General features: G+C 75.0%; 24 protein-coding genes. 15 read left to right on the top strand and 9 right to left on the bottom strand.

Annotated features, from left to right (window positions below; translation table 11 throughout):
• Positions 1 to 40: 40 nt before the first annotated feature.
• The gene (locus tag PHK61_RS17705) at positions 41 to 322 is read left to right on the top strand and encodes a hypothetical protein (protein ID WP_274282328.1); all 282 of its coding nucleotides are present in this window, start codon (positions 41 to 43) and stop codon (positions 320 to 322) included.
• On the opposite strand, the gene PHK61_RS17710 is transcribed toward PHK61_RS17705, so the two are convergent.
• From PHK61_RS17710 to PHK61_RS17720, 3 genes are read right to left on the bottom strand one after another with little or no spacing between them, the layout of a single operon-like run.
• Entirely contained in the window at positions 288 to 1,610 is a 1,323-nt protein-coding gene (locus tag PHK61_RS17710; RefSeq protein ID WP_274282329.1) for a sensor histidine kinase, read from the bottom strand. The genes PHK61_RS17705 and PHK61_RS17710 overlap by 35 nt on opposite strands.
• On the bottom strand, positions 1,607 to 2,311 hold the full coding sequence (locus tag PHK61_RS17715; RefSeq protein WP_274282330.1) for a response regulator transcription factor: 705 nt from the start codon (positions 2,309 to 2,311) through the stop codon (positions 1,607 to 1,609). The genes PHK61_RS17710 and PHK61_RS17715 overlap by 4 nt, the downstream gene beginning before the upstream one ends.
• Before the next feature lie 22 nt (positions 2,312 to 2,333).
• Positions 2,334 to 2,708, bottom strand: coding sequence for a hypothetical protein (locus tag PHK61_RS17720; RefSeq protein WP_274282331.1), 375 nt, complete (start codon positions 2,706 to 2,708; stop codon positions 2,334 to 2,336).
• A gap of 112 nt (positions 2,709 to 2,820) precedes the next feature.
• Between PHK61_RS17720 and PHK61_RS17725 the strand changes: the two genes are divergently transcribed.
• Positions 2,821 to 3,603 (top strand): class I SAM-dependent methyltransferase, encoded by a 783-nt coding sequence (locus tag PHK61_RS17725; RefSeq protein ID WP_274282332.1) that lies wholly within the window; start codon positions 2,821 to 2,823, stop codon positions 3,601 to 3,603.
• Here PHK61_RS17725 and PHK61_RS17730 read toward each other — a convergent pair.
• Together PHK61_RS17730 and PHK61_RS17735 are read right to left on the bottom strand one after the other, a co-directional pair.
• Positions 3,561 to 3,977: a hypothetical protein gene (locus PHK61_RS17730; RefSeq protein ID WP_274282333.1), complete on the bottom strand. Its 417-nt coding sequence runs from the start codon at positions 3,975 to 3,977 to the stop codon at positions 3,561 to 3,563. The genes PHK61_RS17725 and PHK61_RS17730 overlap by 43 nt on opposite strands.
• A gap of 14 nt (positions 3,978 to 3,991) precedes the next feature.
• A complete protein-coding gene (locus PHK61_RS17735) occupies positions 3,992 to 5,056 on the bottom strand; it encodes an NAD(P)H-dependent flavin oxidoreductase (protein WP_274282334.1) in 1,065 nt (354 codons plus the stop codon).
• Positions 5,057 to 5,145: 89 nt separating this feature from the next.
• On the opposite strand from PHK61_RS17735, the gene PHK61_RS17740 reads away from it, so the two are divergent.
• Complete coding sequence (locus tag PHK61_RS17740) at positions 5,146 to 5,943, top strand: enoyl-CoA hydratase/isomerase family protein (RefSeq protein ID WP_274282335.1); 798 nt, start codon at positions 5,146 to 5,148, stop codon at positions 5,941 to 5,943.
• Between the two features lie 155 nt (positions 5,944 to 6,098).
• The gene (locus PHK61_RS17745; RefSeq protein WP_274282336.1) at positions 6,099 to 6,788 is read left to right on the top strand and encodes an alpha/beta fold hydrolase; all 690 of its coding nucleotides are present in this window, start codon (positions 6,099 to 6,101) and stop codon (positions 6,786 to 6,788) included.
• 17 nt (positions 6,789 to 6,805) lie between these two features.
• On the opposite strand, the gene PHK61_RS17750 is transcribed toward PHK61_RS17745, so the two are convergent.
• From PHK61_RS17750 to PHK61_RS17760, 3 genes are all read right to left on the bottom strand, one after another.
• The gene (locus tag PHK61_RS17750) at positions 6,806 to 6,973 is read right to left on the bottom strand and encodes a hypothetical protein (protein ID WP_274282337.1); all 168 of its coding nucleotides are present in this window, start codon (positions 6,971 to 6,973) and stop codon (positions 6,806 to 6,808) included.
• 190 nt (positions 6,974 to 7,163) lie between these two features.
• On the bottom strand, positions 7,164 to 8,663 hold the full coding sequence (locus PHK61_RS17755; protein ID WP_274282338.1) for an esterase/lipase family protein: 1,500 nt from the start codon (positions 8,661 to 8,663) through the stop codon (positions 7,164 to 7,166).
• Positions 8,664 to 8,789: 126 nt separating this feature from the next.
• On the bottom strand, positions 8,790 to 10,367 hold the full coding sequence (locus PHK61_RS17760) for a class I adenylate-forming enzyme family protein (RefSeq protein ID WP_274282339.1): 1,578 nt from the start codon (positions 10,365 to 10,367) through the stop codon (positions 8,790 to 8,792).
• 288 nt (positions 10,368 to 10,655) lie between these two features.
• Between PHK61_RS17760 and PHK61_RS17765 the strand changes: the two genes are divergently transcribed.
• Both PHK61_RS17765 and PHK61_RS17770 read left to right on the top strand, forming a co-directional pair.
• Positions 10,656 to 11,321 (top strand): TetR/AcrR family transcriptional regulator, encoded by a 666-nt coding sequence (locus PHK61_RS17765; RefSeq protein ID WP_274282340.1) that lies wholly within the window; start codon positions 10,656 to 10,658, stop codon positions 11,319 to 11,321.
• Between the two features lie 10 nt (positions 11,322 to 11,331).
• Entirely contained in the window at positions 11,332 to 11,553 is a 222-nt protein-coding gene (locus tag PHK61_RS17770) for a hypothetical protein (protein WP_274282341.1), read from the top strand.
• On the opposite strand, the gene PHK61_RS17775 is transcribed toward PHK61_RS17770, so the two are convergent.
• Entirely contained in the window at positions 11,525 to 12,031 is a 507-nt protein-coding gene (locus PHK61_RS17775) for a GNAT family N-acetyltransferase (protein ID WP_274282342.1), read from the bottom strand. The genes PHK61_RS17770 and PHK61_RS17775 overlap by 29 nt on opposite strands.
• Before the next feature lie 168 nt (positions 12,032 to 12,199).
• On the opposite strand from PHK61_RS17775, the gene paaA reads away from it, so the two are divergent.
• The 9 genes from paaA (at position 12,200) to PHK61_RS17820 (ending at position 19,668) form a co-directional block, all read left to right on the top strand.
• Positions 12,200 to 13,150 (top strand): 1,2-phenylacetyl-CoA epoxidase subunit PaaA, encoded by a 951-nt coding sequence (paaA, locus tag PHK61_RS17780; protein WP_274282343.1) that lies wholly within the window; start codon positions 12,200 to 12,202, stop codon positions 13,148 to 13,150.
• A gap of 2 nt (positions 13,151 to 13,152) precedes the next feature.
• Positions 13,153 to 13,491 carry a 1,2-phenylacetyl-CoA epoxidase subunit PaaB gene (gene paaB, locus PHK61_RS17785; protein ID WP_133826380.1) on the top strand — a complete coding sequence of 113 codons (339 nt, stop codon included), beginning with the start codon at positions 13,153 to 13,155 and terminating at the stop codon, positions 13,489 to 13,491.
• Entirely contained in the window at positions 13,491 to 14,480 is a 990-nt protein-coding gene (paaC, locus tag PHK61_RS17790; RefSeq protein WP_274282344.1) for a 1,2-phenylacetyl-CoA epoxidase subunit PaaC, read from the top strand. The genes paaB and paaC overlap by 1 nt, the downstream gene beginning before the upstream one ends.
• Positions 14,474 to 14,986: a 1,2-phenylacetyl-CoA epoxidase subunit PaaD gene (paaD, locus tag PHK61_RS17795; RefSeq protein ID WP_274282345.1), complete on the top strand. Its 513-nt coding sequence runs from the start codon at positions 14,474 to 14,476 to the stop codon at positions 14,984 to 14,986. Before paaC ends, paaD begins: the two co-directional genes overlap by 7 nt.
• Positions 14,986 to 16,095, top strand: a complete 1,110-nt coding sequence (paaE, locus tag PHK61_RS17800; protein WP_274282346.1) for a 1,2-phenylacetyl-CoA epoxidase subunit PaaE — start codon at positions 14,986 to 14,988, stop codon at positions 16,093 to 16,095. The genes paaD and paaE overlap by 1 nt, the downstream gene beginning before the upstream one ends.
• A 12-nt stretch (positions 16,096 to 16,107) precedes the next feature.
• Positions 16,108 to 18,153, top strand: coding sequence for a phenylacetic acid degradation bifunctional protein PaaZ (gene paaZ / locus PHK61_RS17805; protein WP_274282347.1), 2,046 nt, complete (start codon positions 16,108 to 16,110; stop codon positions 18,151 to 18,153).
• A 22-nt stretch (positions 18,154 to 18,175) separates the two neighbouring features.
• Positions 18,176 to 18,553 carry a hydroxyphenylacetyl-CoA thioesterase PaaI gene (paaI, locus tag PHK61_RS17810; protein WP_274282393.1) on the top strand — a complete coding sequence of 126 codons (378 nt, stop codon included), beginning with the start codon at positions 18,176 to 18,178 and terminating at the stop codon, positions 18,551 to 18,553.
• A 124-nt stretch (positions 18,554 to 18,677) separates the two neighbouring features.
• Positions 18,678 to 19,313, top strand: a complete 636-nt coding sequence (locus PHK61_RS17815; protein ID WP_274282348.1) for a DedA family protein — start codon at positions 18,678 to 18,680, stop codon at positions 19,311 to 19,313.
• A 40-nt stretch (positions 19,314 to 19,353) separates the two neighbouring features.
• Entirely contained in the window at positions 19,354 to 19,668 is a 315-nt protein-coding gene (locus PHK61_RS17820; protein WP_274282349.1) for a DUF8129 domain-containing protein, read from the top strand.
• Positions 19,669 to 19,698 lie beyond the last annotated feature (30 nt).

Here is a 19,698-nt window from a genome sequence, read left to right on the forward strand (position 1 = left end):
TGTTGTCGTCGGTGTCGCCGACGTCGCTATACTCGGCGACATGAGCGACATCCACGACACCCTCTTACCCGGGCCGGGCGGTCCCCGGCGCTACCGGCTGGACGCCCGGCGGTTCCGCGGGCCGCTCCACACCCCCGCCCGCAACGATCACGAGCAGCACGACTCCGACGACCTCGCGGGGCTGGTGGAGCTCGCGCGCGGCCTCGTCGCCGAGGGGTTCACCGCGTGGGTCTACGAGCGGGTCCGGCGGCCCACCCCGTGGCCCGAGACGTGGGACCTGCGCCTGGTCACCCAGCTCGATCCGGACCGATCGCGAGGCTGACGCGCAGCCCCCCGGTCGGCGCGTCCTCGAGGCGCACCTCCCCGCCGTGCCGCGCCGCCTGCTGCGCCACCAGCGCCAGGCCCAGCCCCGAGCCCGGCGCGCCCGCGGTGCTCCCCCGCACGAACCTCCCGAGCACGGACTCCCGCTCGGCGGCCGGCAGACCGCACCCGTCGTCGTCGACGGTGAGCACCACCCCGCCGTCGTCGCGCGCGTGGGCGCCGAGCCGCACGCTCCCCGCCCCGCCGTGCCGCACGGCGTTGACGACCGCGTTCGCCAGCGCCATCCGCAGCCCCTCGAGCGAGGCCCGCACCGCGCCCGCCGTCCCGGTCGCCGGGTCGTCGACGACGACCTCCAGCTCCGGGTGCGCCCGGCGCGCGTCCTCCGCGGCCAGGCGCAGCAGGTCGGCGACCCCGACCGCGTCCCGGTCGCCCACCTCCGGCAGATCGCCCGCGGCGAGCTGGCCCAGCGCGGTGAGCGTCGCCTCGACCCGGGCCTGGGCACGCAGGACGTCGGCGAGCACCGCGTCGCGCTCGGGCAGGTCGGGGTGGGCGCGCAGGACCTCGAGGTCGGTGCGCATCGCGGTCAGCGGCGTGCGCAGCTCGTGGCGAGCGGCCGCCGCGAAGTCCCGCGCGGCGTGCAGCGACGCCGTGCTGCGCTCCTGCTCGGCGTGCAGACGGGCGAGCATGGCAGACAGCGCGTCGGCGAGCTCCTCGGACTCGCGGGACCCGTCGGCGCGCACGGTCGGCGGGTCGACCTCGGGATCCACGGCGCCGTCGAGCGTCGCCGCCTGGGCGGTGAGCCGGCGCAGCGGGCGGACGGCACGGCCCGCGAAGAGCCAGCCGAGCCCGGCGGCCAGGGCGACGGCCACCACGCCGAGCCCGGTGACCAGGCGCTGCCGGTCGGCGACCCGCGCCCGGGTGTCGTCCTCGGTCGCCCCGACCGTGACCAGCACGCCCGGCGTCGGCCCCGGCGCGGTGCGGATGCGGTACGCGACGCCGCCCACCTCCACCGAGGTCGGGACGCCGATCGGGGAGAGCGGCAGCTCGGGGCCGCTGACGCGCCGGGTGCCGGTCGGTCCGCGCAGCGTGACGGCCAGGTCGGCGCGCGTCGACGCGAACGTCCCGAGCACCGCGGGCGAGCCCGGCACGAGGCTGCGGTCGAGCCGTTCGGTCTGCTCGCGGGTCAGCAGCACCGAGGCCAGCACGCCGACGAGCACCACCACGACCAGGGAGGCGAGGGCCGAGGCGAGCGCGACCCGCAGGCGCAGGGACGCGGAGCGGCGCGTCACCCGCCCTCCCGCAGCACGAACCCCACGCCGCGCACGGTGTGCACGAGCCGCGGCGTGCCGTCGGCCTCCAGCTTGCGCCGCAGGTAGCCGACGAAGACATCGACGACGTTGGTGTCGGTGGCGAAGTCGTAGCCCCAGACCAGCTCGAGCAGCCGCTCGCGGGTCAGGACGACGTCGGCGTTGCGGGCGAGCACGACGAGCAGCTCGTACTCCCGCTTGGTCAGGTCCACCGACCGCTCGCCCACGTGCACGGTGCGCCGCGCGAGGTCGATCCGGAGCGGACCGGCCGCGATCACCTCGCCGGACGCGGCGGGTGCCGGCCGGACGCCGCGGCGCAGCAGCGCCCGCAGCCGCGCGACCAGCTCGGTGAGCGCGAACGGCTTGACCATGTAGTCGTCGGCGCCGGCCTCGAGGCCGACGACGCGGTCGTCGACGGTGTCGCGGGCCGAGAGCACGCACACCGGGACGTCGTGGTCCATCGCCCGCAGCGCGGTGACCACCGCGACGCCGTCCATGCCCGGCAGCCCGAGGTCGAGGACCACGGCGTCGGGGACGCGCTCGTGCACCGCGCGCAGCGCGCCCGGGCCGTCCTGCGCGGAGCGCACCGCGAAGCCCGACAACCGCAGCCCCCGCTCGAGCGAGGCGCGCACGTCGGCGTCGTCGTCGACGACCAGCAGGTCGGGCGCGGCCGGGTCGCTCATGGCGCGATTGTGCTCGTCCCCGTCAGCGGTCCGTGCACGGCTGGGCGGCGCGCTCGACGCGGGAGCTGACGTCGGCGAGGCGGGAGGCGAGCGCCGGGTCGGGTGGCGTCGCGCGGGCGTCCGGGCCCGGTGTCTGCCGCAGCCGCTCGATCTGCGCCTGCACCTCGGGCGTCAGGGTCAGCCCGCCGCCACTGCCCCCGCCGGGCCGCAGCCGCGTCGTGCAGGGCGCCTGCCCGCCGACGCCGGTGGGCGCGGACACGACCGCGGGGGCGGGCGCCGCGGCGGGGGTCCCGGCGGGGGGCCCGGCGGGGGTCGCGGGGGCGCCGGCGCAGCCGCCGAGCACGAGCAGTCCGGCCAGGACCGGTCCGGCGAGAACCGGCAGGCGGCGGGGGTCCATCGATCGATCTCCTCGCGGTCCGGGCGACCGTTCGGGGCGGCCGCCTCTGGCGATCACTCTGCTGATCGGGGGTGACGCAGCTCTGTGGCGACTCTGAGGGAACAGTGAGGCCATGACGGTGGACCGCTACGCCTGGGCCGCGACGGGCTGGGCGACCGGCGCCGCGCGGGTGTACGGGCCGCTCGCGACCCAGCTCGTGGGGGCCGCGCCGCACCCGCTGGCCGGTCGGCGCGTGCTCGACGCCGGCGCCGGGACGGGCCTGGCGTCGACGGCGCTGCGGGGCGCCGGGGCGCGCCCGGTCGCCGTCGACCGATCGCCGGCGATGCTCGCCCGGGACGCCGCGACCCGCCCACCGGCCGCCGTCGGGGCCCTGGAGGCGCTGCCCCTGCGGGACGACGCCGTCGACGACTCGGTCGCGGCGTTCGTGCTCAACCACGTCGACGACCCGGCGGCCGCGCTGCGCGAGCTGGCCCGCGTCACCCGGCCCGGCGGTGCGGTCCTCGCGACGGCGCCCGGCGCCACGACCGCCCACCGCACGGTGCGCGACCGGATCGACGCCGTCGCCGCGGACGCCGGCTTCACGCCGCCGGACTGGTACGCCCACCTCACGACCGTGCAGGCGCCGCTGCTCGGCGACGTGCCCGCGATGCGCGGAGCCGCCCGGGCCGCCGGGCTGGTCGACGTCGCCGTCACCGAGCACGTCGCCGACGTCGGGGTCGAGCGCCCGGAGGACCTGGTGGACTACCGCCTGGGCCAGGCCCACGTCGCCGGCTGGCTGGCCGGGCTCGCCGAGGGCGAGCGTGACGCGCTGCGGCGCGCGGCGATTGCGGCCGTCGCCCCGGTGATGGAGCCCTACCGGCCGCCGGTGATCACGCTCGTGGCTCGCGTGCCCTGATCCGGGCGGGCGGCCCAGGCGAGCACCGCGGTCACGGCGCAGAACGGCGTCCACACCAGGCGCTCGCCCGGCGACCGGGAGACCCCGTTCAGCACCGTGCCGACGGCCATGAACGCGGCGAGTCCGCTCAGCGCCGCCCGTCGCACCCGCGGCGGCCCGGCCCCCGTCGCGACCGCGAGGGCCGACGCCGCGTAGACCGGCGCGGCGACCCCGCTGATCCGCCGCAGCTTCTCGGGGAGCCGGCCGGGGTGCGTGCCGCCGTACGCGACGCGTCCCCACGGCGCCCCCGACGCCAGGCACGCTTGGAATACACCTTGCGCGGCCAGGAGCGCGCCGGTGGCGCGGGCGGCGTGGTGGGCGGGGAGTCGGCGCACCCCACCAGTGTCGGTCACGTCGGCAAGAGGGCCCGCGCCGAGCGCCACAGCTCCTCGGTGATCACCCGCGCAGACTCCGGGCGCGCGAGGCGGGCGGCCTGGCCCGCCCACTGGTTGACGGGGTCGACGCCGGACGCCTGCCCGCGACGCCACTGACCCACGAGCGCCCGCTGGACCGGGTAGCGGGCGGGCGGCGGCGCGTCGTCCGCGGTCCAGGCGCGGACGAACGGGGTCGGCAGCGCCCGTCCGGGCCGTCCCGAGTAGGCGCGGGTGAGGACCGAGCTCTCTGGTGCGGCGGCCCCCAGGGCCTCCGACCACCCCGCCGCGATCCCGATCTCCGGCGAGCGGAGGTAGGCCGTGCCGACCTGCACCGCGCTCGCCCCGAGCGTCAGCGCCGCCGCGACCGCGCGCCCGTCGGTGATCCCGCCGGTGGCGACCACGGGCACGGTCAGCGCGTCGGCGAGCTGCGGCACGAGTGCGAGCAGCCCGACGCCGGTCGACTCGGCGGCCACGGGGTCGAACGTCCCGCGGTGCCCGCCGGCCTCGATGCCCTGGGCGACCACCGCGTCGGCGCCGGCGTCCTGCGCGGCGAGCGCCTCGTCGAGGGTGGTCGCGCACGCGAACCAGGCGATCCCCGCGGCGTGCATCCGCTCGACGGTGGGCGGGTCGTACAACCCCATGATCGAGGACATCACCGTCGGCCCCGCCGCGAGCAGCGCGTCGACCTGCTCGGCGAACACCGGCGACGGCCCGGCGGGCTCGCCGGGGGTGCCGTAGCGCTCGAGGAAGCCGCGCGCGGCGGCCTCCCCGCCGTCCCCAGCCAGCGGCGCGTCGGGGATCCACAGGTTCATCTGGAACGGCCCCGACGAGCCCTCGCGGAACCGCCGCACCCAGTCCTCGATCTTCGTCGGCCCGTCGAGGACCGCCCCGGTCGCGCCCATGCCGCCGGCCCGCGCGACGGCCACGGCCAGCTCGGGCGGGCAGGCGCCCGCCATCGGCGCCTGGAGGATCGGGACGTCGAGCCCGTAGCGCTCGCAGAACGCCGCGACCCGCCCGGACACCGCTGACACCGTCGTCATGGCCCCACCCTCCCCTGTCCCCGCCCGCCGCGGGCGGGCAGCATGATCCCGCGCGCCGGAGCGCCCGGCCGAGGAGAGGAGTGCGTGCGATGAGCAGCGACGCCGTCGTGGTGACCCGGGACGACCAGGCGGCCGTGGCGGTCGTGCGGATGAACCGCCCGGACCGGCGCAACGCGCTGACCACCGAGCTCAAGGTGGCGCTGCGCGACGCTCTCGAGGAGGTCGCGCAGGACCAGAGCGTGCGCGCCGTCGTCCTCGCGGGCGCCGGTCCCGCGTTCTGCGTCGGGCAGGACCTCGGCGAGCACGCCGAGACCCTGCGCTCGGGCGACCCGGACGCGATGCGCACGGTGCCCGAGCACTACAACCGCATCACCTCGGCGCTCGCGACCATGCCCAAGCCGGCGATCGCGGCCATCGGCGGCACCTGCGTCGGCGCCGGCCTCGGGTTCGCGCTGGCCTGCGACCTGCGCCTGGCCGCGGCCGGGGTCCGGTTCGCGACGGCGTTCGCCGGCATCGGGTTCGGCGGCGACTCCGGGCTCTCCGCGACGCTCGCGCACGCGGTCGGCGCCTCGCGGGCCACCGATCTGCTGATGCTCGGCGACACGTTCACCGCCGAGTCGGCGCGCGACTGGGGCGTCGTGCGCGAGGTCGTCGCCGCCGAGGAGCTCGACGACAAGGCGCTCGCCCTGGCCCGCAAGCTCGCCTCGGGGCCGACCGCCGCGTACGCCGAGATCAAAGCCGCGATCGCGCTGGGGACGGTGTCCTCGTTGCCGAGCGTGCTCGAGCACGAGGGCGCGGCGCAGTCGCGCCTGGCGAAGACCGAGGACCACCGCAACGCGGTCGAGGCGTTCCTCGCCAAGGAGAAGCCGACGTTCGTCGGTCACTGAGGACTCCACCGGTCGCCGGAGTCCTGTTCTCCGGGGCCCGGGCGACTGACAGACGGGTCACGCTCCGAGACCGGATCGAGGTCGGACGTTCACTCCTTCGTGGTGCGGGTGGGCAACGGTCGCGCTGAGCGATCATCCGTCCGAGAGGGGTCTCCGTGAGCGGCACCACCATCGTCCTGGTCCACGGCGCATGGGCCGACGGCTCGTGCTGGAGCTCGGTGGTGGAGGCACTGCAGGCACGCGGCCACACGGTGATCAGCCCGCAGTTCCCCGAGACCTCGCTGGAGGCCGACGTCGCGCGGCTGCGCCAGGTCCTACGCCGCCAGGACGGCCCGACCCTCGTCGTCGGCCACTCCTACGGCGGTCAGATCGCCACGGCCCTGGGCGAGGACGCGCCGAACGTCGTCGGCCTCGTCTACATCGCCGCCTTCGGCCTGGACGAGGGCGAGTCCATCGGGCAGCTGCTGGCCCAGGGACCCCCGACACCCGCGCTGGGGAACCTCGAGATCGACGACCTCGGATACGCCTGGCTGCCCGAGGCCGATTTCGTCGGGCACTTCGCGGCGGACGTGGACCCGGTGAAGGCGCGCGTGATGCACGCCGCGCAGCAGCCCCTCGCGGCGAGCACGCTCGAGGACGTCATGGGCATCCCGGCCTGGAAGGCGCTCCCGACCTGGTACCTGGTGGCCACGAACGACGAGGCCATCCCGCCGGACGCGGAGCGCGCGTTCGCCGCCCGGATGGGCGCGACGACCGTCGAGGTCGAGTCCAGCCACGTCCCGATGGTGTCGCACCCCGACGCCGTCGTGGACCTCGTGGAGACCGCGCTGGCCGAGCTCAGGTGAGCCGGGCCGTCGCTCGATCAGCGGAGCGGTGCCCTCCTCCGGTGCCCGATGCCGGCGAGGTGCAGCGCGATGCAGATCGCGCCCAGCGTGAGGAGCACCGTCGGGGTGAGCACGCTGATCACGAGGCCGGACACCTCGAAGATCAGCGCGATGAGGAACAGGACCGCTGCGGCGATGGCGAGCATCGTGTCGGATCTCCTTCGGTCAGGGGCCCGAAGTATTCGGGCACGGACGGGTCCGTCCGGCGACCGTGACGGCAGGCGGTACCCGCGTGCGGCCGAACGGGCTCCGGCCCGGTCGCGCCGGCGTTCACGGAGGCGGCGGTCGTCTCCCGTCGGACGGTCCGGCGCTGCCTGTCCGAGCGCCTCGCCGCGCTCAGGTGAGCCAGCGCAGGAGGTGCGTCCGGGTCTGTTCCTGCCGGAAGTAGGTGAGGTGCCACACGTCGCCGGGGTCGAAGACGAGACGGCGGGCCGCGGGGACCGGGAAGCCGGTGATCGCGGAGGGCCGTGATGCGGCGGGACGGACCGTGACGGGGTCGCCGACTCCGGTGGTGGGCACGGCGACGTCGTTGGGTCGCCCGAAGATCGGGTCGATGAGCTCGTCGACACCGTCTTCGTGGTCCGCCTCGATCGCGTAGTAGAGCGGGGCGGTGCCGGAGTACCGGTCGAGGGCGGCGTAGAGCGCACTGTCGGGGTCCATGGCCCGCAGGCCGGGGAGGTCGTCCGCGGTCCGGGCGGCCAGCGCCTTGACCAGCTCGAGCACGGCCTCGAACACCGGTGTGGTGGCATGCCAGGGGCCCGGTGGCAGCGCGTCGAGGAGGGTGGTGAAGCCGTCGGCCAGGGTGTTCCAGTTCTCCCGCTCGACGATGGCCGTGCCGCCGTTCGGGGTGCCCGCGAACACGATCTTGCGGACGGTCACCCTGCCCCGTGCCCGGTGCAGGCCGAGGAACTCTCGCAGCGGGTCCACGAGGACGTCGAACAGACTCCTGCCGGTCGTCGCGGCGAGCTGCCCGTCGAGGACGCGCGCGACGAGACCGCCGCGGCTGTGGCAGACGATGTCCAGCTCCAGGTGGACGTCCCGGGGGATCAGCTCGAGGAGAGCCTCCGCGTTCTCCTCGGGTGGGACCGAGGCCGTCGGGTGCTCGAAGGTGATGATCCGCCCCTGGTACTTCCGGTCGAGGCGCGCCCAGAGCTCCTCGTTGCCGGGGAGATCGGTGTCGAGCAGCCCGCCGAACGCGCTCGCGCTGGTGCTGAAGATGCCGTGGAGGAACAACAACGTCGGCCCGGTGGCCGCGGCCAAGGCCCGCCAGTTGGCGTCGGTGAGCGTCACCCCCTGCCGGAGCCCGTGCTTCGGGGGGAACCAGGTCGCCACGGAGGGGCGGGCCGTCCTCTCCCACTGCTCGAAGGCGTGCGCCGCCGCCCGGCCGACCGCGCCGAGCGGGAATTCCAGCAGCGTCCAGAGCGTGGCCGAGTCGGCCGCCTCGAAGCGGTCACGGGGGATGCGGATCGACAGGTCGGGCGCACCCGTCGTCCCGGTGCCCGTCACCGGACCGGACTCCGGGAGGTGCCAGTGCAGGATCCCGGCAGCGTCCCGGGACAGCAGGACCGCCTGCCGGCCGGAGCCACTCGGGGTGGCCACGACGGCCCCGTCCCCGGCCGGCGCCGACGTGGGCCGCACGAAGAAGGCGGCGGCCCGTTCCAGGCCCGCGTTGGCGAGGGCCCGGCCCAGGTGGCCGACGTCGTCGCCGTCCGGGGCGGCGGCGGCGTTCCGCGCGACCGGTCGGAGCTCGACCTCGCCGGTCAGCCCCGGGACCCGGAGGACGACACGTTCGCCGACGGTGACCGCTTCGTCGCCGCCGCTCAGTGGCACCGTCATCGCCGCGCTCCCCCCTGGCGGACCTGCGGACAGCGTCGCAAGCCGCGGGGCGGCGTGGAAGGCCGCGGCGCCGACCGCAACGCCGTCGAGGCCTTCCCGCACGGAGGAGTCGTGCGCTGCCGCGGATCAGGTCAGCTGGGACTCGCGCTCGCTCCAGTACACGGCGCGCAGTTCCCGCTTGAGGATCTTCCCGGCGCCGGACTTGGGGAGAGGTTCGACGCGCGTCTCGATGCTGCGCGGGACCTTGTAGCCGGCGATCGTGCGGCGGCAGTGCGCGACGAGCTCCTCGGCGAAGGCGTCGGCGTCGTCGGGCTGGGAGCGCAGCACGACGACCGCGTGCACCGACTCGCCGAAGCGCTCGTGCGGCACGCCGAACACCGCGACCTCGACCACCGAGGGGTGCGCGAACAGCGCGTTCTCCACCTCGGCGCTGTACACGTTCTCGCCGCCCGAGACGATCATGTCCTTGGCGCGGTCGACGAGGAACAGGTGCCCGCCGTCGTCGAGCAGACCCAGGTCCCCGGAGGCGAACCAGCCGTCGCGCAGCGCCGCGGCGGTCTCCTCGGGCTTGTTCCAGTAGCCCGCGGTGACGTTGGCGCCGCGGATCAGCACCTCGCCGACCGTGCCGGGCGGCAGCGGCGTGCGGTCGGCGGGGTCGACGACGATCACCTCGACGCCCACCGCGGCGCGCCCGCACGAGCGCGCCTGCGGGGCGTCGAGCAGGTGCTGCTCGCCGGGCAGGAGGGTCACGATCGGCGAGGTCTCGGTCAGCCCGTAGATGTGCAGCATCTCGGCGTCCGGGAACGCGGTGTGGGTGCGGCGCAGCAGCTCGACGGCGGCGGGCGACGACCCGTGCGAGAGCCAGCGCAGGCTCGACACGGTCCGCGGCCGGACGGCCTGCTCGGCGGCGAGCGCGTCCATCATCGTCGGGACCACGAGCGTCGCCGTGATGCCGTGGCGCTCGACCAGGTCCAGGACGCCGTCGGGCGTGAAGGCAGGGCACATCACCTGCATCCCGCCGGCCCAGACGGTGGAGAGCGCGGCGATCGTGCCCGCGGCGTGGAACATCGGCGCGACCACGAGCCAGCGGGTGTCCGCGGTGAACGGCCAGCAGGCCATGAAGTGGAACGCGTTGGCGACGAGGTTGCCGTGCGTGAGCATCACGCCCTTGGCCGCCCCGGTGGTGCCGCCGGTGTAGAAGATGCCGGCGAGGTCGTGCTCCGCGGGCTCGCGCAGCGGCGCGGTGGGCTCGGCGTCGGCGAGCAGCCCCTCGTACTCGGTGCTGGTGTCGACCACGCGCAGGTCCGGGTCGAGGCCGTCGAGCGCGCGGTCGGCGAACAGCACGCGCGCGCCGGCGTCGCGCAGCGCGTAGCTGCGCTCGGCGGCGGTGTGGCGCACGTTCAGCGGGACGATGACGAGCCCGTGGCTGGGCAGGCCGAGGTAGAGCTCGAGGTAGCGGTGGCAGTTCGCGCCGAGGACGCCGACGCGGTCGCCGGGGCGCAGCCCCAGCTTCGTGAGCAGCCCGCCGAGGCGCGCGATGCGGTCGGCCAGCTCGGCGTAGCTGACCGTCTGCTCGCCGCAGACCACGGCCGTGCGCCCGCGGGCGGTGGCGAGCGCGCGACGCAGGGCCGCGCCCATCGTGCGCGTCGCGTTGCCCGCGTCGCCCGCCGGCGCGAGGTCGTGGAGGGTCTCGGGCGTCGTCATCGAGCAGCTCCGGGGAACACGCTGCGTGGTGGCGCAGTATCGATAGGTCAGGCTCGAACGATCGTTCGGTCGGCTCGACGGTAGCAGTGACCCGCTCCACCCGGCCAGGGACGAGGATGGTGGGTGCGGGGCCTCGCGCGCCAGGGACCGCGTTCCGGCGAGGGGCGCCCCTCGCCCGTCTACCTGACCGACGGTGCCCTTCGCTCGGAACCGGGCGGCGCGACCGCGAGTGATCTCGTCCGCCCGTCTCTGGCCCCGGAGCCCGGTCGGGCACGTAGATTCCCCCGCGTGACCGGCACGCGACCCCCCGCCCCCGAGGGCGAGCGCCCGGCGGGGCCCGTGCGGGAGCGCCGGGCCCGACCGACGTACGACCCGTCGAGTCTCGTCGAGGTCGCCGCGCGGGTCTTCAACGAGCGTGGCTACGACGCCACGAGCATGGAGGACCTCTCGGCGGCGGCCGGCATCACGAAGTCGTCCTTCTACCACCACGTGCGCGGCAAGGAGGCCCTGCTGCGCGCCGCGCTCGAGCGCGCGCTCGACGGCCTGTTCGGCATCCTCGACGAGCCCGGGGCATCCTCTGGCAGCCCGCTGACCCGGCTGCGCCACATCGTGCGCCGGCAGGTCGAGGTGCTGGTCGCCGAGCTGCCGCACGTGACGCTGCTGCTGCGCCTGCGCGGCAACACCGAGACCGAGCGCTGGGCCCTGGCCCGGCGCCGCGAGTTCGACTCCGCCATCGCCGCCCTGGTCCGGGAGGCCTCGGGCGCCGGGGAGCTGCGCGCCGGCATCGACCCGGCCGTCGGCGCCCGCCTGCTCTCGGGGCTCGTGAACTCGCTCGTCGACTGGTACCGGCCGGGGCGCGTCGCCGTCGACGACCTCGTCGCCGAGGTCGACCGCATGGCGTTCGAGGGGCTGCTCGCCCAGAAGACATCTGCGCCGGACGGCCGGCCGACCTAGGCTCGGGCGCGTGCCGCTGGAGTTCTCCGAGCAGCCCGAGACAGGCCTGGTCGCGGTCACCCTGACCGACGGCGACGGCGAGGTGCTGCAGACGCGGGTGGTCGCGGCCGACGAGATCGGGCGCATCGCGGCCCGGGCGCGCGCCGCGGTCGAGCGCAGCGAGCGCACCGGCGAGCCGGGGCTCTACGTCACGCTCGACGAGCTCATCGACGGGACGTCAGGTCCTTCTTGAACCCCACGTGGCTCGCGGTGAACCCGAGCCGCTCGTAGAACCGGTGGGCGCCCTCGCGGGACGTGTCGCTGGTGAGCTGCACCAGCCCGCAGCCACGCCGCCGGGCCTCCTCCACGGCCCAGCCGACGAGCAGCACGCCGTGGCCCCGGCCCCGGCACCGCTCGTCGACGTGCACCGACTCCAGCTGCGCGCGCCGCGTCCCCCGCCGCCCGAGGCTCGGCAGCACGGTGAGCTGCAGCGTCCCGACCGTCGCCCCGTCGGCGTCGTCGAGGCACACGAGCAGGTGGGCGGGGTCGTCGTCGATCTCGGCGAACGCCGCCGCGTACGGCGCGAGGTCGCCGGCGGCGTCGCCCCGCCCGGCGCTCACCGGGTCGGCGGCGATCAGCCCGACCAGCGCGGGCAGGTCGGCCGCCTGGGCCCGGCGCACCGTGAGCGCCCCGTCCGCCAGCGTCGCGAGCACGTCCACGCCGGCGATCATGCCCGGCGAGTGGGGCAGCGAGGGCGTCCCTCGCTGCCTCCCACGCACTCAGGGACTCCCTCGCTCCCGACCACGCGGCGAGCCCACGCCCACGTGATGGTTGCGGAGACGGGGTCCGGTGCGTCACCATCAACCGAACGAACATTCGGTACGGAGAGGTGGCCACCGATGACGGTGACCGAGCAAGAGCTCGAGGCCCAGTTCGAGCGCACCGTGGCCTCCGAGGGCCGGGTCGAGCCGCGCGACTGGATGCCCGAGGGCTACCGCAAGACCCTCATCCGCCAGATCGCCCAGCACGCGCACTCCGAGATCATCGGGATGCAGCCCGAGGGCAACTGGATCCTGCGCGCCCCCAGCCTGCGACGGAAGGCCATCCTGCTGGCGAAGGTCCAGGACGAGGCCGGCCACGGGCTGTACCTGTACTCGGCCACCGAGACGCTCGGGGTCGACCGCGGCGAGCTCACCGAGAAGCTGATCGACGCGAAGCAGAAGTACTCGTCGATCTTCAACTACCCCACGCTGACGTTCGCCGACATCGGCGTCATCGGCTGGCTGGTCGACGGCGCCGCGATCGTCAACCAGGTCCCGCTGTGCCGCTCCAGCTACGGGCCCTACGCGCGGGCGATGGTGCGCATCTGCAAGGAGGAGTCGTTCCACCAGCGCCAGGGCTACGAGCTGCTGATGACGCTGATGGCCGGCACCGACGCGCAGCGCGCGATGGTCCAGGACGCGGTGGACCGCTGGTGGTGGCCCTCGCTGATGATGTTCGGCCCGGCCGACGGCGACTCGCCCAACACCCAGCAGTCGATGGCCTGGCGGATCAAGCGCCACACCAACGACGAGCTGCGCCAGCGCTACGTCGACATGACCGTCCCGCAGGCGCAGGCCCTGGGCGTCACGCTGCCCGACCCCGCGCTGCGCTGGAACGCCGAGCGCCAGGCGCACGACTTCGGCGACATCGACTGGGACGAGTTCATGCAGGTCGTCAAGGGTGCGGGGCCGTGCAACGCCCAGCGTCTGCACAACCGCCGCGCCGCCCACGAGGGCGGGCAGTGGGTCCGTGACGCGGCGGCCGCGTACGCCGCGAAACACGCCGGGCGGGAGGCGATGAGCGCGTGAGCATGGCCGACGACACCACCGCGCACGTCGAGGGCGAGCCGCGCTTCGACGGCACCCCGAAGGCCGTCTGGCCGCTCTACGAGGTGTTCGTGCGCGGCAAGCGCGGGCTCAACCACGTGCACGTCGGCTCGCTGCACGCGCCCGACGACACGATGGCCCTGCACAACGCGCGCAACCTCTACACGCGGCGCAACGAGGGCGTGAGCATCTGGGTCGTGCGCGGCGACGCGATCACCGCGTCGAGCCCGGACGAGAAGGACCCGTTCTTCGCGCCCGCCGGCGACAAGGTCTACCGGCACCCGACCTTCTACGACATTCCCGACGACGTCCCCCACCTCTGATGCACAGCCACGACGACACCAACCCCGCCGAGCACGACGACAACGTCTACGACGCCCTCGCGACCGCCGACGACGACGGCCGCTGGGCGTTCGGCACCGGCTTCGACGCGGGCACCGCGGAGATCGACGCCCCGGCGCCCGAGGGCGTCGACCGCGACGACCTCGCCGCCTACTGCCTCATGCTCGCCGACGACGCGCTGATCGCCTCGCAGCGCCTGGCCGGCTGGACGGCCAAGGCGCCCGAGCTCGAGGAGGACGTCGCGCTCGCCAACATCGCGCTCGACCTGCTCGGGCAGGCGCGCGTGCTGCTCTCGCGCGCCGGGCACCTCGGCGCCGCCGAGCCGTTCCGCGCCGGCCCGTGGGACGCGCAGCGGAGCGGAGCCGGACGGTTGAGGCAGGACGACGAGGACGTGCTGACGTACTTCCGCGACGACCGCGCGTTCCGCAACGTCACGCTCGTCGAGACCGACCTCGGCGACTTCGGGCGCACGATCGCCTGGATCCTCCTCCTGTCCTCCTGGCGGCTCGCGCTGATGCAGCGCCTCACCGCCAGCCGCGACCCGGTGATCGCCGCCGTCGCCGGCAAGGCGGTCAAGGAGCTGACCTACCACCGCGACTACGCCGCCCAGTGGACGCTGCGCCTCGGGGACGGGACCGAGCTCTCCCACGCGCGGATGCAGGCGGGCCTGGACGCCGTGTGGCCGTTCGTCGAGGAGCTCTTCCTGCCCCACGACGTCGAGCGCCGCCTCGCCGACGTCGGCGTGGCCGTCGACCCCGCGGAGCTGCGCGCCGAGGTCGACGCCGTGCTCGAGCAGGTCCTCCCGGTCGCCACCCTGACCCGCCCCGAGCGCCCCGCGGTGGGCCTCGTCGGCGGGCAGCGCCACAGAAGATCCTGGGGTGGCCGCGACGGCGTGCACACCGAGTCGCTCGGCACGGTCCTCGCGGTGATGCAGTCCCTCGCCCGCGCCCACCCGGAGGCGACGTGGTGACCGCCCCGCTGCTCGACGCCCGGACCGCCGCGGAGGGCGTCGTCGACCCCGAGATGCCGATGCTGACCCTCGCCGACCTCGGCGTGCTGCGCGGCGTCGACACCGCCGGCGACGGGACGGTCGTCGTCACCATCACCCCGACCTACTCCGGCTGCCCCGCCCTCGACGAGATGCGCGCCGACCTGCGTCGCAAGCTCCACGCGGCCGGGCACGAGCGGGTCGAGGTGCGCACGACGTTCAGCCCGCCGTGGTCCACCGACTGGATCTCCGACGCGGGCCGCCGCAAGCTCGCCGAGGCCGGCGTCGCCCCGCCCGACCGGCTCGGGCCGCGTCCGGCGGGCGGACCGGTGCCGCTGACGCTGGTCGCCCCGTCGCGCGCGGTGGCCTGCCCCCGCTGCGGGGCGCCCGACACCGAGGAGACCTCGCGCTTCGGGCCGACCGCCTGCACGGCGCTGCGCCGCTGCCGGTCGTGCGCCGAGCCGTTCGAGCACGTCAAGGAGATCTGATGAGCGCCCCCGCCACGGAGGTGGCCGCGCCCCGCGCGGCCGGTTTCCACACCCTGCGGGTCGCCGACGTCGAGCGGCTCTGCGACGACGCCGTGGCCGTCCGGTTCGACGTGCCGGACGCGCTGCGCGACGACTACGCCTTCCGCGCCGGCCAGTACCTGACCCTGCGCCTGGCTGGGCGGGGAGACGGCACCGCCGAGGAGCGCCGGTCGTACTCGATCTGCGCGCCCGAGGGCGCCGCCCCGCGGATCGGGGTGCGCCGCGTCGACGACGGGCTGTTCTCGACCTGGCTGGTCGACCGCCTCACCGCGGGCGACGAGATCGAGGTCGGGCCGCCGCAGGGCCGCTTCAGCCCGGAGGTCGCACCCGGCGAGCACCACGTGCTCGTCGCCGCGGGCTCGGGGATCACGCCGGTGCTCTCGATCGCCGCGACCGTGCTGGGCGCGTACCGCGACACCCACGTGACGCTGCTCTACGGCAACCGCCGCAGCGACACGGTGATGTTCGGCGAGGATCTCGCCGACCTCAAGGACCGCTACGGCCCGCGCCTGCAGCTGGTGCACGTGCTCTCCCGCGAGCCCACCGCCGCCGACCTGTTCAACGGCCGGCTCGACGCCGAGCGGCTGCGCACGCTGATCGGCGCGCTGGTCCCCGTCGGCGAGGTCGCGCACTGGTGGCTCTGCGGCCCGCTCGGGATGGTCGAGGCGGCGACCGAGGTCATCACCGGCTTCGACGTCGAGCGCCGGCGCGTGCACCGCGAGCTGTTCTACGTCGACGAGCCCCCGCCCGAGGTGCACCGCGCCGAGGACGACGCGGTCGAGGACGACGGCACCGGCGCCACCGTCACGGTGATCGTCAACGGGCGCGCGTCGGTGCTCACGCTGCCGCGCACCGAGCCGGTGCTCGACGCCGCCCAGCGCGCCCGCTCCGACCTCCCGTTCGCCTGCAAGGGCGGGGTGTGCGGCACCTGCCGCGCGCAGGTCACCGTCGGCGAGGTCACGATGCGCCGTAACTTCGCGCTCGAGCCCGAGGAGGTCGACGCCGGGTTCGTGCTGACCTGCCAGGCCCTACCGGTGTCCGACGAAGTCACCGTCGACTACGACGTCTAGGAGTCTCAGCGAATGAGCGTCCTGTCCAGCCACGTCCTCGGCGAGTGGGTCACCCCCGACGCCGAGGGTCGCCCGATGAGCGACGCCGTGACCGGCGAGGAGATCGGCCGGCTCGCCACCGAGGGCATCGACATGGCCGCGGTCGCCGGGTACGGGCGCCGCGTCGGCGGGCCCGCGCTGCGCGAGCTGTCGTTCCACCAGCGCGCGTCGCTGCTCAAGGCCCTCGCCGGGTACCTGCGCGAGCACCGCGAGGAGCTCTACGCCGTGTCGGCGCGCACGGGCGCGACCACGGGCGACGCGAAGTTCGACGTCGACGGCGGCATCGGCGTCCTGCTGGCCTACGCGTCGCTGGGCAAGCGCGAGCTGCCCGCGTCCGGGCCGTGGCTCGACGGCGACGTCGTGCCCCTGAGCAAGGGCGGCACGTTCCTCGCCCAGCACGTGTACACCCCGCTGCAGGGCGTCGCGGTGCAGGTCAACGCCTACAACTTCCCCGTCTGGGGCCCGCTGGAGAAGCTCGCGCCCGCGTTCCTCGCCGGCGTCCCGTCGATCATCAAGCCGGCGACGCCCACCGCGTTCCTCACCGCCGAGCTGGCCCGGCTGATCGTCGCGTCGGGGCTGCTGCCCGACGGCGCGGTGCAGTTCCTCGCCGGCTCTCTCACATCCTCTTCTGGCGGGGACCTGTTCGACCACCTCACCGAGCAGGACCTCGTCTCGTTCACCGGCTCGGCCTCCACCGCCCGCCGGCTGCGCACCCACCCGGTGCTCTCGGCGCGCGCGGTGCGCTTCACCGCGGAGGCCGACTCGTTGAACTGCTCGATCCTCGGGCCGGACGCCACGCCGGGGACCCCGGAGTTCGACCTCTACGTCGGCCAGCTCGTCACCGAGATGACGGTCAAGGCGGGCCAGAAGTGCACGGCGATCCGGCGCGCGTTCGTGCCCGCGGCGCAGGCCGACGCGGTGGTCGAGGCGGTGCGGGAGGAGCTCGCGAAGGTCATCGTCGGCGACCCGGTGGCCGAGGGCGTGACCATGGGCGCGCTGGCCGGGCTCGAGCAGCGCGAGGAGGTCCGCCGCTCGCTGAAGTCGCTGATGGACGGCGCCGAGGTCGTGTTCGGCGACCCCGAGCAGGTCGAGGTCACCGGCGCCGACGCGCAGCGCGGCGCGTTCCTGTCCCCGGTGCTGCTGCGCGGGTCGCCCGACAGCGCCGCGGTGCACGAGGTCGAGGCGTTCGGGCCGGTCGCCACGGTCGTGCCCTACGCGTCGACGGGCGAGGTCGTCGAGCTCGCCGCGCGCGGGCAGGGCTCGCTCGCGGGCTCGGTGGTCACCGCCGACCCGGAGTTCGCCCGCGAGGTCGTGCTCGGCACGGCACCGTGGCACGGGCGCCTGCTGGTGCTCGACCGCACCGACGCGAAGGAGTCGACGGGCCACGGCTCGCCGATGCCCCAGCTCGTGCACGGCGGTCCGGGGCGCGCCGGCGGCGGCGAGGAGATGGGCGGGCTGCGCGGCGTCGCCCACCACATGCAGCGCAGCGCGGTGCAGGGCTCCCCGGACATGCTCTCGGCGATCACCGGGCGCTGGGTCCCGGGCAGCGCGCGCACCGTCACCGACGAGCACCCGTTCCGCAAGCACCTCGACGACCTGCGGCCCGGCGACACCGTCGTCGGCGGCCCGCGCCGGGTCACCGAGGCCGACGTGGAGCACTTCGCCGAGTTCACCGGCGACACGTTCTACGCCCACCTCGACGCCGAGGCCGCGGCCGCCAACCCGTTCTTCGGCGAGCGCGTCGCCCACGGCTACCTCGTCGTGTCGTTCGCGGCGGGCCTGTTCGTCGACCCGGCGCCGGGCCCGGTGCTCGCCAACTTCGGGGTCGACAACCTGCGCTTCCTGACGCCGGTGAGGTTCGACGACGAGCTGACGATCACGCTGACGGCCAAGCAGATCTCGCCGCGCGCCTCCGCCGCCTACGGCGAGGTGCGCTGGGACGCGGAGGTCGTCAACGGCGACGGCGCGCCGGTCGCGAAGTACGACGTGCTGACGCTGGTGGCGAAGCGTGACGCGTGAGATCAGCTCGCCGGTCCGGCGCATGTGGGACGACGACGCCGCCTCGCGCAAGCTGGGCATAGAGCTGCACGAGGCGTCGGACGGGCACGCGCGGATCTCGATGCCGGTGACCGAGGAGATGGTCAACGGCCACGGGATGTGCCACGGCGGCTACCTGTTCCTGCTCGCCGACTCGACGTTCGCGTGCGCCTGCAACTCGGCCGGGCCGGTCGCCGTCGCGGCCGCCGCCGACATCGTGTTCGTCGCGTCGGCCCAGCTCGGCGACGTGCTGCAGGCCGAGGCCAGCGAGCGGGTCGCGTACGGGCGCAGCGGCGTCTACGACGTCACCGTGACCCGGCCGCGCGACGGGCAGGTCATCGCCGAGTTCCGGGGCCACAGCCGGACGTTGCGGAGCAGCTAGGAGTCGGGGCGTCACGCTCCGTTCGTCCGGAACGCCCAGGCTGTCGCACTTCCGACGCAACGGCTGTCGTCGATGGCCACGGTGCGTCATGCTCGGGGGTGTCGTCGCGGGAGGGAGTGGCCGGGTGATCGCGGAGTGGCTGCAGTCGATCCCGCCGCTGGCGGTGTACCTCACCGTGCTGTTCGTGGTCGGCATCGAGAGCTTCGGCATCCCGCTGCCCGGCGAGATCGTGCTGGTGACCGCGACGCTGATGGCCACCCGGCCCGAGCTCGCCGTCTCCGCGATCTGGGTCGCCGTGTGCGCGCTGATCGGCGCCGTCGTGGGCGACTCCATCGGCTTCGCGGTGGGGCGCCGCTACGGGATCGGGCTGCTCGAGGCGGCCGGGCGGCGGTTCCCGAAGCACTTCGGGCCCGGGCACGTCGCGATCGCCGAGCGGGCCTTCGAGCGCTGGGGCGTGCTGACGGTGATCGTCGGGCGCTTCATCGCGATCCTGCGCATCCTCGCGGGCCCGCTGGCCGGCGCACTGAAGATGCCCTACCGCAAGTTCATGCCGGCCAACCTCGTCGGCGGCGTGCTGTGGACGTTCGGCACGACGGCGCTGGTCTACGCCCTCGGGGTCGCGGCCGAGTCCTGGCTCAAGCGGTTCTCGTGGGCCGGTCTGGTGGTCGCGGTGCTCGTCGGTCTGATCGTCGGGTTCCTCGTCAAGAAGCGCGTCATCGGGCTGCTCACCCGCCCGGAGGAGGGTGCGCCAGCCGCGTGAGCGGGTAGGCCTCGGGCCCTATCCGCCCGAGGAGGTCCCCGTGGCCGACGCCCCGTTCCCCGACTTCGACCACGCCACGGTCGACACGGTCAAGCACCGCATCCGCTCGCTCGAGCGCGACGAGGTGGAGGGCCTGCTCGAGCACGAGCGCGCCCACTCGTCGCGGATGCCGGTGATCGAGGTGCTGCGCACCCGCCTCGCCGAGCTGGACGCGGGCGCGGAACCGTCCGGCGGCGACCAGAGCGAGGCCCGCGAGGGCGGCACCGCCCACGGGTCGCCGGTCTCGCCCGACGGCGCCGCCCAGCCCGGCCCGCCCGACCGCCACGGCCTGCGCCAGGTGACCTGGGGCGGCTGACCCACGTGAGCGAACTTCGGGGCTATAGCC

Origin of the sequence: Actinomycetospora lutea (assembly GCF_028737205.1) — a bacterium.
In the GTDB taxonomy this organism is placed as follows: Bacteria; Actinomycetota; Actinomycetes; order Mycobacteriales; family Pseudonocardiaceae; genus Actinomycetospora; species Actinomycetospora lutea.

Excerpts from the sequence above, each read along its gene's own strand:
- PHK61_RS17750 (WP_274282337.1), bottom strand. The coding sequence starts at position 6,973 with ATGCTCGCCATCGCCGCAGCGGTCCTGTTCCTCATCGCGCTGATCTTC.
- PHK61_RS17740 (WP_274282335.1), top strand. The coding sequence starts at position 5,146 with ATGAGCAGCGACGCCGTCGTGGTGACCCGGGACGACCAGGCGGCCGTG.
- PHK61_RS17705 (WP_274282328.1), top strand. The coding sequence starts at position 41 with ATGAGCGACATCCACGACACCCTCTTACCCGGGCCGGGCGGTCCCCGG.
- paaA (WP_274282343.1), top strand. The coding sequence starts at position 12,200 with ATGACGGTGACCGAGCAAGAGCTCGAGGCCCAGTTCGAGCGCACCGTG.
- paaI (WP_274282393.1), top strand. The coding sequence starts at position 18,176 with ATGTGGGACGACGACGCCGCCTCGCGCAAGCTGGGCATAGAGCTGCAC.
- PHK61_RS17715 (WP_274282330.1), bottom strand. The coding sequence starts at position 2,311 with ATGAGCGACCCGGCCGCGCCCGACCTGCTGGTCGTCGACGACGACGCC.
- PHK61_RS17720 (WP_274282331.1), bottom strand. The coding sequence starts at position 2,708 with ATGGACCCCCGCCGCCTGCCGGTTCTCGCCGGACCGGTCCTGGCCGGA.
- PHK61_RS17735 (WP_274282334.1), bottom strand. The coding sequence starts at position 5,056 with ATGACGACGGTGTCAGCGGTGTCCGGGCGGGTCGCGGCGTTCTGCGAG.
- paaE (WP_274282346.1), top strand. The coding sequence starts at position 14,986 with ATGAGCGCCCCCGCCACGGAGGTGGCCGCGCCCCGCGCGGCCGGTTTC.
- PHK61_RS17775 (WP_274282342.1), bottom strand. The coding sequence starts at position 12,031 with ATGATCGCCGGCGTGGACGTGCTCGCGACGCTGGCGGACGGGGCGCTC.
- paaC (WP_274282344.1), top strand. The coding sequence starts at position 13,491 with ATGCACAGCCACGACGACACCAACCCCGCCGAGCACGACGACAACGTC.
- paaB (WP_133826380.1), top strand. The coding sequence starts at position 13,153 with ATGGCCGACGACACCACCGCGCACGTCGAGGGCGAGCCGCGCTTCGAC.
- paaZ (WP_274282347.1), top strand. The coding sequence starts at position 16,108 with ATGAGCGTCCTGTCCAGCCACGTCCTCGGCGAGTGGGTCACCCCCGAC.
- PHK61_RS17725 (WP_274282332.1), top strand. The coding sequence starts at position 2,821 with ATGACGGTGGACCGCTACGCCTGGGCCGCGACGGGCTGGGCGACCGGC.
- PHK61_RS17755 (WP_274282338.1), bottom strand. The coding sequence starts at position 8,663 with ATGACGGTGCCACTGAGCGGCGGCGACGAAGCGGTCACCGTCGGCGAA.
- PHK61_RS17760 (WP_274282339.1), bottom strand. The coding sequence starts at position 10,367 with ATGACGACGCCCGAGACCCTCCACGACCTCGCGCCGGCGGGCGACGCG.